The sequence below is a fragment of the Nocardioides sp. genome (assembly GCF_051876515.1).
In the GTDB taxonomy this organism is placed as follows: Bacteria; Actinomycetota; Actinomycetes; order Propionibacteriales; family Nocardioidaceae; genus Nocardioides.
The window spans coordinates 1-9,557 of record NZ_JBJEHY010000097.1 but is presented as its reverse complement, the minus strand read 5'-3'; the positions used below and the strand labels follow the sequence as shown (position 1 = coordinate 9,557).

11 protein-coding genes are annotated in these 9,557 nt (G+C 73.5%); 3 read left to right on the top strand and 8 right to left on the bottom strand.

The features are described 5' to 3' along the window. Window positions 1-129: 129 nt before the first annotated feature. Both ACI379_RS06995 and ACI379_RS06990 read left to right on the top strand, forming a co-directional pair. Window positions 130-333, top strand: a complete 204-nt coding sequence (locus ACI379_RS06995) for a hypothetical protein (protein ID WP_439791361.1) — start codon at window positions 130-132, stop codon at window positions 331-333. Window positions 334-337: 4 nt separating this feature from the next. After that, window positions 338-664: a plasmid stabilization protein gene (locus ACI379_RS06990; protein ID WP_439791360.1), complete on the top strand. Its 327-nt coding sequence runs from the start codon at window positions 338-340 to the stop codon at window positions 662-664. A gap of 4 nt (window positions 665-668) precedes the next feature. Here ACI379_RS06990 and ACI379_RS06985 read toward each other — a convergent pair whose 3' ends face one another. Both ACI379_RS06985 and ACI379_RS06980 read right to left on the bottom strand, forming a co-directional pair. Continuing rightward, a complete protein-coding gene (locus ACI379_RS06985; protein ID WP_439791359.1) occupies window positions 669-1,634 on the bottom strand; it encodes a TIGR03557 family F420-dependent LLM class oxidoreductase in 966 nt (321 codons plus the stop codon). A gap of 160 nt (window positions 1,635-1,794) precedes the next feature. Next, complete coding sequence (locus tag ACI379_RS06980) at window positions 1,795-2,763, bottom strand: DNA topoisomerase IB (RefSeq protein ID WP_439791358.1); 969 nt, start codon at window positions 2,761-2,763, stop codon at window positions 1,795-1,797. A gap of 198 nt (window positions 2,764-2,961) precedes the next feature. Here ACI379_RS06980 and ACI379_RS06975 point away from each other — a divergent pair, with 198 nt between their 5' ends. Then, a complete protein-coding gene (locus ACI379_RS06975) occupies window positions 2,962-4,413 on the top strand; it encodes a SpoIIE family protein phosphatase (protein WP_439791357.1) in 1,452 nt (483 codons plus the stop codon). Between the two features lie 5 nt (window positions 4,414-4,418). Here ACI379_RS06975 and ACI379_RS06970 read toward each other — a convergent pair whose 3' ends face one another. The 6 genes from ACI379_RS06970 to ACI379_RS06945 all read right to left on the bottom strand — a co-directional run. After that, window positions 4,419-5,222: a sigma-70 family RNA polymerase sigma factor gene (locus ACI379_RS06970; protein WP_439791356.1), complete on the bottom strand. Its 804-nt coding sequence runs from the start codon at window positions 5,220-5,222 to the stop codon at window positions 4,419-4,421. Between the two features lie 165 nt (window positions 5,223-5,387). Continuing rightward, entirely contained in the window at window positions 5,388-6,236 is an 849-nt protein-coding gene (locus ACI379_RS06965) for an SDR family NAD(P)-dependent oxidoreductase (RefSeq protein ID WP_439791355.1), read from the bottom strand. Beyond that, window positions 6,233-6,970, bottom strand: coding sequence for an SDR family NAD(P)-dependent oxidoreductase (locus ACI379_RS06960; protein WP_439791354.1), 738 nt, complete (start codon window positions 6,968-6,970; stop codon window positions 6,233-6,235). The genes ACI379_RS06965 and ACI379_RS06960 overlap by 4 nt, the downstream gene beginning before the upstream one ends. 31 nt (window positions 6,971-7,001) lie before the next feature. Beyond that, on the bottom strand, window positions 7,002-7,904 hold the full coding sequence (locus ACI379_RS06955; RefSeq protein ID WP_439791353.1) for an alpha/beta hydrolase: 903 nt from the start codon (window positions 7,902-7,904) through the stop codon (window positions 7,002-7,004). After that, window positions 7,901-8,530 (bottom strand): TetR/AcrR family transcriptional regulator, encoded by a 630-nt coding sequence (locus ACI379_RS06950; protein WP_439791352.1) that lies wholly within the window; start codon window positions 8,528-8,530, stop codon window positions 7,901-7,903. Before ACI379_RS06950 ends, ACI379_RS06955 begins: the two co-directional genes overlap by 4 nt. Beyond that, window positions 8,527-9,557, bottom strand: a 1,031-nt coding sequence (locus tag ACI379_RS06945) for a flavin-containing monooxygenase (protein ID WP_439791351.1), incomplete at its 5' end; no start/stop codon positions are given. The genes ACI379_RS06945 and ACI379_RS06950, both read right to left, overlap by 4 nt.

The window sequence follows — 9,557 nt, the reverse complement described above, 5'->3', positions numbered from 1 at the left end:
ACAGGCTCCTCCCGCTCGACCGTGAACAGCGGTACCCGGACCGCAGCGATCCATGCACCCACCGTTTGCCGCACCGTCCGTCGGGTACCGCGCAGGGACCGATCGATCCCAACCAGCCGAGGAGTTCCGATGGACAACGTCATCGTGTACGTCGCGGTCGCCGCCGTCGTGCTGGCCGTGTTCGTGGGCCTGTGGTGGCTCGACGCCCGCCGGTCGCAGCGCCAGGCCCATGACCCCGAGCGGCTCGACGTCGACACCACCGACCCGCACCCCGCGCCGGCCCACCGGCTCGGCTCCGACGTGCACCCCACCCGCCCCACCGACCAGGAGTGACGCCATGCCCCAGAAGGCCTGGAGCGCGAAGCGCGAACGCCAGTACGAGCACATCAAGGAAGGCCTGCGCGAGCGCGGCGAGTCCACGGACGACGCCGAGGAGATCGCTGCACGCACCGTCAACAAGGAGCGCGCCCGCCACGGCGAGAGCAGGCAGGCGAGCCGTACCTCCACCGAGGACATCTCGTCGGGTCGCCGGGGCGGGCTGCGCAGCCACAGCGGGCCCGGCGGCCGCACCAAGGAGCAGCTCTACGCCGAGGCCCGGGCCAAGGGCGTCAAGGGCCGCTCGTCCATGAACAAGGCCCAGCTGGCCCGAGCGGTGGGGCGGTGACGCGTCACCGTCCCACCGAGCCCCGCACCGCGGGCAGCACCTCACGGCCGTACGCCCGGATCATCTCCCGGGCGTACGGCCCCATGGGTGCCACGAAGACCTCGTCGAACCCGGCCTCCGCCCGCTCGCGCAGGAACGCCACGTGGTCCTCGACCCTCGGACCGGCCACGACCGTGGCGGCCGTCTGCTCCGGGGTCACCAGCTGAGCCGCCTGCTCGAAGTGGCGTGGCGAGGGAAGCACCTGGGCCAGCTCGCCGGGCAGGCCGCTGGTGCTCCACAGCCGGTGCGCGTGCTGCACCCCCTCCTCACGAGTCGGTGCCCAGGCCACCTTGCCCCCGATGGGCGCCGGCCTGCCGCCAGCGCCGGCCTTGAACCGGCTGAGCAGGTCGGTGTCGACCGACGTCGTCACGTACCCGTCACCGATGCGTGACGCCAGGTCGGTGGCCTGCGGCCCGAACCCGGAGACCAGGACCTGCGGCGGACGCTCGGGCAGCGTGTAGATCCTGGCCGTGTCGACGGTGTAGTGGCGGCCCCGGTGGTTCACCACGTCGCCCTCCCACAGGCGACGGATCACCGCGACCGCCTCCTCCAGCATCTCCAGACGCACCTCCACGCTGGGCCACACCTGCCCGGTGACGTGCTCGTTCAACGCCTCTCCGCTGCCCACCCCCAGACGGAACCGCCCCTCGAGCATCACCGCGCTGGTCGCGGCGGCCTGGGCCACCACCGCCGGGTGGATCCGAACGGTGGGGCAGGTGACGGCGGTGGTGACCTCCAGGGACGTCGCCCGGGCGAGGGCCCCGATCACCGACCACACGAACGGGCTCTGCCCCTGCTCGTCGTTCCAGGGGTGGAAGTGGTCGCTGATCCACAGGGCCTCGAAGCCGGCCTCCTCGGCGAGCACGGCCTGCTCCACGAGCTCGTGGGGTCCGTACTCCTCGGTGGACAGGAAGTAGCCGTAGCGGGTCATGCACGTCTCCTCACGTGGCAGGGCGGGGCTGCGGCCCTCGCACGGCGTACGGGAGGGCCGCAGCCCCGTGGCGGACGTCGGCCCGCGCCCGGCGCGGGCCGAGGAACTGCTGCCCGGGCGGTACCCGGTCACCGTCCTTCCATGCGCCGAGGACCAGACCTCAGGTCGCCTCGACCAGCTGGAGCACGGCACGCTCGAGGTCGCGCCGGTCCCGCCACGGCCGCAGCCTGCGACCACCGGCGTGCGCCTCGACCACGCGCGGGTCCACGTACGACTCCCTGGCCTGCGCCGGCGAGTTCCCCAGCAGCTCGGCGGCGGCCTCCCACGCGACGGACTCCCAGCCGCGGGGCGGGCCCTCCTCGTCCCACGACTGTGCCCGGGCGGCCTCGGTGAGTGCTCTGGCCGCCACCACCGTGCCGTGCCAGGTCCGGAAGTCCTTGGCGGTCACCTCCACCGAGGTCGCGCTGCGCACGTAGTCGTTGACGTGGGTGGGTCCGAGGCTTCGCCAGCGATCGCCGCGGTAGGACAGCAGGTCCGGGCTTCCCCGACGCCGGCGCATCGCCTCGACGGCGGCCAGCACCTCGACGTCGGAGATCTCGACGTGGTGCTCGACCCCGGACTTGCCGACGAAGTCCAGGTGCAGGACCTCGCCCCGGCGTCGCGCGTGCCGGCGCTCGAGGGTGGTGAGACCGAAACCCCCGTCCTCGTCGGCGTACACGTCGTTGCCGATGCGCAGGGCCCCCAGGTCGAGCATGCGGAAGGCCGTCGCGCACGCCCGCTCCAGCGGCACCCGCTCCAGTTGCAGGTCACGCCCCACGCGAACGCGGGCCCGGCCCAGCCGCCGCCCCAGCTCGAGGACCCGGTCGTACTTCTCGCGCGCCCGCGCCGCCACCCAGTCCGGGTGGAAGAGGTACTGCCGCCTGCCGGCGTCGTCGGTGCCGACGGCCTGCAGGTGGGCGTCCGGATCGGCGCAGATCCAGACCTCGCGCCACGCCGGCGGGACGGCGAGCGACTCCAGCCGGGCGCGGGTGTCGGCCCCGGCGCGCCGACCCCGGGCGTCCACGTAGGTGAAACCGCGGCCCGCGCGCCGTCTCGTCCAGCCCGGCTCCTCCGGTGAGCTCCTGCGCACCCGCCCATCCTGACCATCCCCGGGAGCCACGGCAACGGGTTCAGCTCACCGTCCCGGCCCCCGAGCGGCGGGTACGCTGCCGCCGTGCGGCACCCGACCGGCCCCGCCGGCCCGGCCGCACCCGGAGGAGTCAGGACCCGCCCAGTGGGTACCGGACCGTGAGGCGCAACCGGAGGAGGGGCCGACGTGGAGTCAGGGATGGACGCTCTCGACGCCGCGCTGCCCGACGTCCTGCCCGTCTTTCCCGGGCTGTCGGTGACCGGACGGTACGTGCTCAGCTCCGACGGCGGGGACCAGCGGGGCGACGGCCTCAAGGCCGTCGCGCTGCCGGGCGGCCGGGTCGCGCTGGCCGTGGTGGACACCCTCGGCGCCGGTCCGCGGGCCTCGACCTCCGCCGTACGCCTGCTGGCCGTGCTCCGCGGGAGCCTGGAGAGCGGGGCCGGACTCTCCCAGGCCATGGCTGCCGTCGACCGGTACGCGGCGGGATCCGGTGCTGCGACCGGGGCGAGTCTGGCCGTCGCCCTGGTCGACCAGGGCACCGGGGACCTGCAGGTCGCGACCGCCGGCCACCCCGCCCCGCTGGCCTCCCGGGCAGCGCCGGGGCGGGCAGCCGCGACCGGGCTGGACCTGGCTCCGTCACGGCCCCTGGGGATGGGCGGGACCGCCTCGCTGGCCGCCACCCGGTTGGAGGTCGGGGACGTCCTGGTGCTGCACACCAACGGGCTCCTCACCGCCCGCGACGGCCGGGTCGCCGACGGATCGGCCCGCCTGGGCGCCACGCTGGAGCGGTGGCGAGCGGTCTCCGGCACTGGCCGCACCGCCGAGCAGCGGGGCGAGGAGATCTGCGCCGAGGTGCTGTCCGCCCTGCAGGTCCCGCACGGCTTCCGCGACGACGTCGCCCTGCTCGTCGCCGAGCGCACCGGACTCCCCCGCCCGTTGGCCGTGGAGACCTCGGCCGAGGCGGCGCAGGTCCCTGCCGCCGTGGCCGAGCTCCAGGGATGGCTGGACGTCGTCGGGGCCGGCATGCTCGACCGCCTGGCGCTGACCCAGGCGGTGGCTGAGCTGGCGGGCAACGTGGTGGTGCACGCGTACCTCGACTCCCCGGGCCCCGGACTGCTGCGCCTCGAGGCGGACCTCGACACCACCGCGGTCCTGCGGGTCCGGGTCAGCGACCAGGGACGCTGGCGCCCCACCGCGGGCACGCACGGCGGACGGGGCCTGGTCCGCGCCGGTGGCCTGGTCGACGCGATGCGGCTGGTGCGGGACGTACGCGGCACCAGCGTGGTGCTCGAGCAGTCCATCGGGCGTCCCGTGATGCTCCTGCGTTCCGGCACGTCCGGGGTCCAGCCTCCCTCGTCACCGATGGGGAGCAGCGCCACGGGCGGGACGCTCACGGTGTCCGGGGACGTCTGCGACGCCGACTCCGACAGCTTCCGCGCCCAGGTCCACGAGGCGACTCACGCGGGCACCGAGGACGTCCGCGTCGACCTCAGCGACGTCACCCGGCTGTCCGGCCCGGCGGTCCAGGTCCTCTTCCACTACCTGCAGTTGGCCGTCGCCTCAGGAGCCACGTTCACGGTGGTGGCGCCCGACGGCTGCGCCGCCCACCAGGTGCTCACCCAGGTGGCGATGCCGCACGTCGCGGCCTGACCTCCTCATCCGGCCCTCGCGCCGGGACCGACCGCCTCGCGCACCCGCTCGAAGATCCCTGACAGCAGGCGGGAGACCTGCATCTGGGTGACCCCCAGCTCGGCGCCGATCTCGGCCTGGGTGCGCTCCTCGAAGAACCGCAGGTAGAGGATCCGCCGGTCCCGCGCGGGGAGCTCGCGCACCACGGGGGCCAGGACGAGCCGCGCCTCGGCAGCCCGCTGGTCGGCGGACTCGTCGGGGAGCGTGTCCACCAGGGGCTGGTCACCGCCCGCGGTGGTGGCCTGGTCCAACGAGACGGGGACGAACGACCCGTACGCCTCGAGCGCGGCGGCGTACTCCTCGGGGTCGACGCCCATGTCGGCCACGACCTCCTCCGTGCTGGGGTCGCGCCCCAGCTGCTGGCGCAGGTCGTCGGCGGCACGACCGATGCGTTGCTGCAGCTCCTGGATGCGCCGTGGTGGACGCACCACCCAGCCGTGGTCGCGGAAGTGGCGCCGCAGCTCGCCACGGACGGTCGGGACGGCGAAGGTGAGGAGGTCCTTCCCGCTGCTCGCGTCGAACCGGTGCACCGCCTTCACCAATCCTTCGCAGGCGACCTGTCGGAGGTCCTCGGTGGCCAGGCCCCGCCCCTCGTAACGCGCCGCGATGGACTCCGCGACGCAGCGGTTGAGGATCACGACCTCGTCGAGCAGCCGTTCCCGCTCCCCCGGCGGAGCCTCCCGGGCCCGTACGAGCAGGTCCCTGGTCCGGGACATCCGCTCCTCGCGGGGCATGGTCAGATCCGGGCGGGCGGACACGGGATCCGTCATCAGGACACCTCAGGTCTGGGCAGCGACGTCGCCGCGGGGGCGGCGACCCGAGAACGCCGGGCCCCCGTCCGTGCCGGGGACTCCGACGACGTTGCTCCCTCCAACGTACCGACCTGCCCACCTCAGTCAAGGACGCGGCGAGCGTCCGGGAGCCCGCTGGACGCCTCAGCGACGCGCACCGGCGCGCCTCATCTGCCGTGCCACGAACCGTGCCGCGCTCCGCTCCACGAACCGCGGGGCGAGACCCTGCAACCGGTACGCGATGCGCGACTGGACGGGCTCGATGACGGTGGAACGGTTCTCGAGCACCGCCGAGAGCACGCTGGCCGCCAGCACGTCCGGGTCGACGGGCTTCTTGATTCCCTGACCCTCCAGGTAGTAGTCCCTGCCCCGGAACGGGCCGATCTCGCCCTTGTCCAGGATCGGCGTGTCCACGGCGGCCGGGCACACCACCGTCACCCCGACGCCGTGGGCTTCGGCCTCGGTCCGCAACGCCAGTGACAGCCCGACCACGGCGTGCTTGGTGGTGACGTACGCCGTCAGCAGCCCCGCGGCCATCAGCCCGCCCATGGAGGCCGTGTTGACGACGTGGCCACTGCCCTGGGCGATCATCCGCGGGTACGCCGCGGCGACGCCGTGCACGACGCCCCGGATGTTGACGTCGATGATCGCGTTCCACTGCTCCAGGGTCAGGTCCTCCGTGGCCCCGATGAACGTGATCCCGGCGTTGTTGAACATCAGGTCCAGACGGCCGTGCTCCACCACGACGCTGTCCACCAGCGCTTGGACCGCGGCCGCGTCGGTCACGTCGAGCGCCGCCCCGCGCGCCGTGCCCGGACCGGTCGTCGCGGAGGCGGTCCGGTCCGCACCCGGACCGTCGAGGTCGGCCAGCACCACGTGCGCCCCGGCCGCCACCAGTGCCCGCCCGAGCGCGGCGCCGATGCCCGACGCGCCGCCGGTGACGATCGCCGTACGCCCGGCGAAGGCGTCTGCGGGGATCTCGCGGCGACTCACCCGAACGCCGCCGTCACGTGCTTGTGCAGGTCGGGATAGCGCATCAGGTGCGCGCCGCCGTTGATGTCGATCGTCTCCCCCGTCACCCAGGCCGCGTCGTCGGAGAGCAGGTAGCGCACCGCTCCGCCGATCTCGGCGGGCTCGCCGCTGCGGCCCAGGGGCGTGTTCTCGAGGTAGTCGTCCCGCACGCCCGGGATCCCCATCGCGGGCTCGGTGAGCGGGGTGACGATCAGTCCGGGGGCGACGGTGTTGACCCGTACCCGCCGCGCGGCCAGCTCCATCGCGGCCACCTGGCTCAGCATCGCGACCCCGGCCTTGGACGAGCAGTACGCCGCCATCGCCGGTCCCGGCTGACGCGCGTTGAGCGACGACAGCGTGACCAGCGAGCCACCGTCGTCGACCCCCTGCCCGGCGTGCTTGAGCACCAGGTAGGCGCCGACGAGGTTGACGTCCACCACGCGCCGGAACTCGGCGGTGTCGTGGTCGACGACGTGCCCGAACGAGCTCACCCCGGCGCAGTTCACGACGCCCGTGAAACCCCCGTGCTTGGCCACGACCTCGTCGAACAGCCCGGCGACGCTCTCCTCGTCGGCGACGTTCACGGCGAGCACGCCCTCGGAGGCGTTGAGGTCCGCGCGTACCAGGGTGTGTCCCGAGGACTCGAGGAGGTCGGCCGTGGCCGCCCCGATGCCGGACGCGGCACCGATGACGACGGTGGTGTGGGTGGTTGCCATGGTCTTCTCCAGTGGGTGCGCAGGGGTCGGGTCAGTGGACGGTCTCGGGCGTGCGGTCGAGCACCCGCCCCAGGAAGTGGAGGGCGTGTCGTACGGCCGGCTCGTGGAACGGCTTGCCCGGGAACAGGTCGAAGTGGTCGCCCGGGTAGTGACGCACCTCGGCCCGGCCCGCGAAGGCCGCCTTCATCGCGGCGTGCGGCGGGGCGCTGGAGTCGAAGTCGGCCACCTGGACCAGCCACGGGACCGTCAGGGACGCGGCGGCCTTTGCCGGCGCCCGGGTGCCGAGCTCCATGACCACGTCCGCGGCGACCTCGTTGCGCCAGGTGGGGCCGGCGACGGCCAGGTAGTCCTCGTAGGCGCCGGGCGTGGTCAGTGCGCCGACCTCCCCGGGCCGGGCGACCACGGGGATCATCCGGGGCGGGCGCCCCAGCTTGGAGCCGACCGCGCTGGCGATGCCCCGTCCGGTGGAGGCCAGCAGCTGGGTGGGCCGGTGGTGCTTGGCCGCCAGGCCGGCCGCGGCCAGCCCGTCGACGAGGGGTACGGCGGAGACCAGCGCGACCACGTCGGCGCGCTGCGCGGCCACCTGGACCACGTGGCCCCCGGCCAGCGAGATCCCCCACAGCACCACGCGCCCGTCGACCCCGGGCAGTGCCTTCGCCGCGTCGACCGCCGCGTGCAGGTCGGCGATCTGTCCGGACAGGGAGACCACCTGCCGGGGCGTACCGCCGCTGGCCCCGAAGCCGCGGTAGTCGAACGTGACCGCGTGCAGCCCGGCAGCGGCGAACGCCTCGGCGAACGGGGCGAGGCCGGCGTCCTGGGTGCCCGCCAGGCCGTGGGCGAGCACCACCACGGGCCTCGGTCCGTCAGCGGCCGCCGGGAAGTGGGTCGCGGCGCAGCGCTCCCCGCCAGAGGTGAAGGTGAAGGTGCTGGTCATCGGTTGCTCCCGTAGAGGCTGAGGGTCCAGAGGTGGGTCAGGGCGTCGATGTGGTCCTCGCGGTCGGGCCCTGCGCCGGTCGCGTGCCGTTCGACCGCGTGGTCGTTGACGTCGAGGAGCACCCGGGCCAGGGCGGAGGCGTCGGGGCCGTCGATGGCGCGCCCGGCGGCCCGCTCGGTGCGGATCATGTCCGCGACCATCTCCGCGAACTCGGCCCGTCCCTCCTGGTACAGCTCGCGCACGCGCTCGCTGGCCGCGCTCGCCTCCAGCAGGGCCCGGTAGGTGTGCGGCGCCCGGTCGACGGAGTCGAAGAGGGCCGTGACGACCCGCCGGATCCTCTCCGCGGGCTCGCCCTCGGCCTTGACCAACCAGTCGGTGGCCTCCGAGGAGGCCTCGTACAGGTCGGACATCAGGGCGAGGGCGGCCATCGGCTTGTTCTCGAAGTAGAAGTAGAACGCCGAACGGGTGACGCCCGCGCGCCGCGAGATCTCCGCGACGTTGACCTCGCCCAGCGACTGCTCGCGCAGCAGCTCGTCCAGCGCTGCGAGCAGCGCCTCCCGCCGTACGTCCCCGCGGTTGACCGCCCGACGGTCGACCATCCGCGCCCAGCGGCGCTCCTCGCTCACGCGCCCACCCGTGCCGTGCCGGCCGGCAGCTCCTTGGCCCGCAGGTCGTGCTCGTAGAGGAAGTAGTCGACCTGCTGGGTGTGCCGGGGCCGCTGCACCATGTGCGCGGTGTACTTGGCGGCGTCCTCGTCGATGACGCGCTCCATGTCCGCGAGCGGCGGCAGGGCGTAGCGGCCCACGAGCCACGCGGCCACCAGACGGGTCTGGCTCTCCACGAAGGGGAAGAGCGTGGGCGTCGCCTGGGCGAAGCCGATGAAGGCGAGGTCGTCGAAGCCGGGCTTGAAGATCCGCTTGTAGAGACGGATCTCGTTGTCGGGGGCGCTGATCAGCTCGGGGTCGAAGAACGGGAACGTGATGTTGTAGCCGGTCGCGTGGACGACGACGTCGAACTCCTCGGCCGAGCCGTCGGCGAAGACCACGGTGCGTCCGTCGAAGCGCTCCACGTCGCCCTTGGCGCGCAGGTCGCCCGAGCCCAGACGCAGCGGCAGCTCGACGGACTGGGTCGGGTGGGCCTCGAAGAACTTGTGGTTCGGGGTGGGTAGGCCGATGTCCTCGGGGCGTCCGGCCGAGACCGGCTGCATCAGCTGGACCGCCTTGCGCTGCCAGGCCACCGGCAGGTACGGCGAGGTGGCGTAGTACTTGTCGGCCGGCTTGCCTGCGATGTACTTCGGGACGATCCACGCGCTGGAGCGCGTCGAGATGACGACCTCGTTGTCCAGCGTGCGGCTGGACAGCTCGACGGCGATGTCGGCCGCGCTGTTGCCGATGCCGATGATGAGGATCCGCTTGCCCCGCAGGTCGTGCGGGGTGGAGGGGTCGATGTACGAGTGCGAGTGCATCGTGGTCCCGGTGAACTCGCCGGGCTTGTCGGCCAGGCGCGGGTCCCAGTGGTGCCCGTTGGCGACCAGGAGGATGTCGAACTGCCGCGTCCCGGTCCGCTCGGTGTCGAGCTCCCAGCCACCGTCCGGCATCCGGCGGGCGGCCAGGACGCCGTTCTCGAACTCGATCGCGCCGCGCAGGTCGAAGG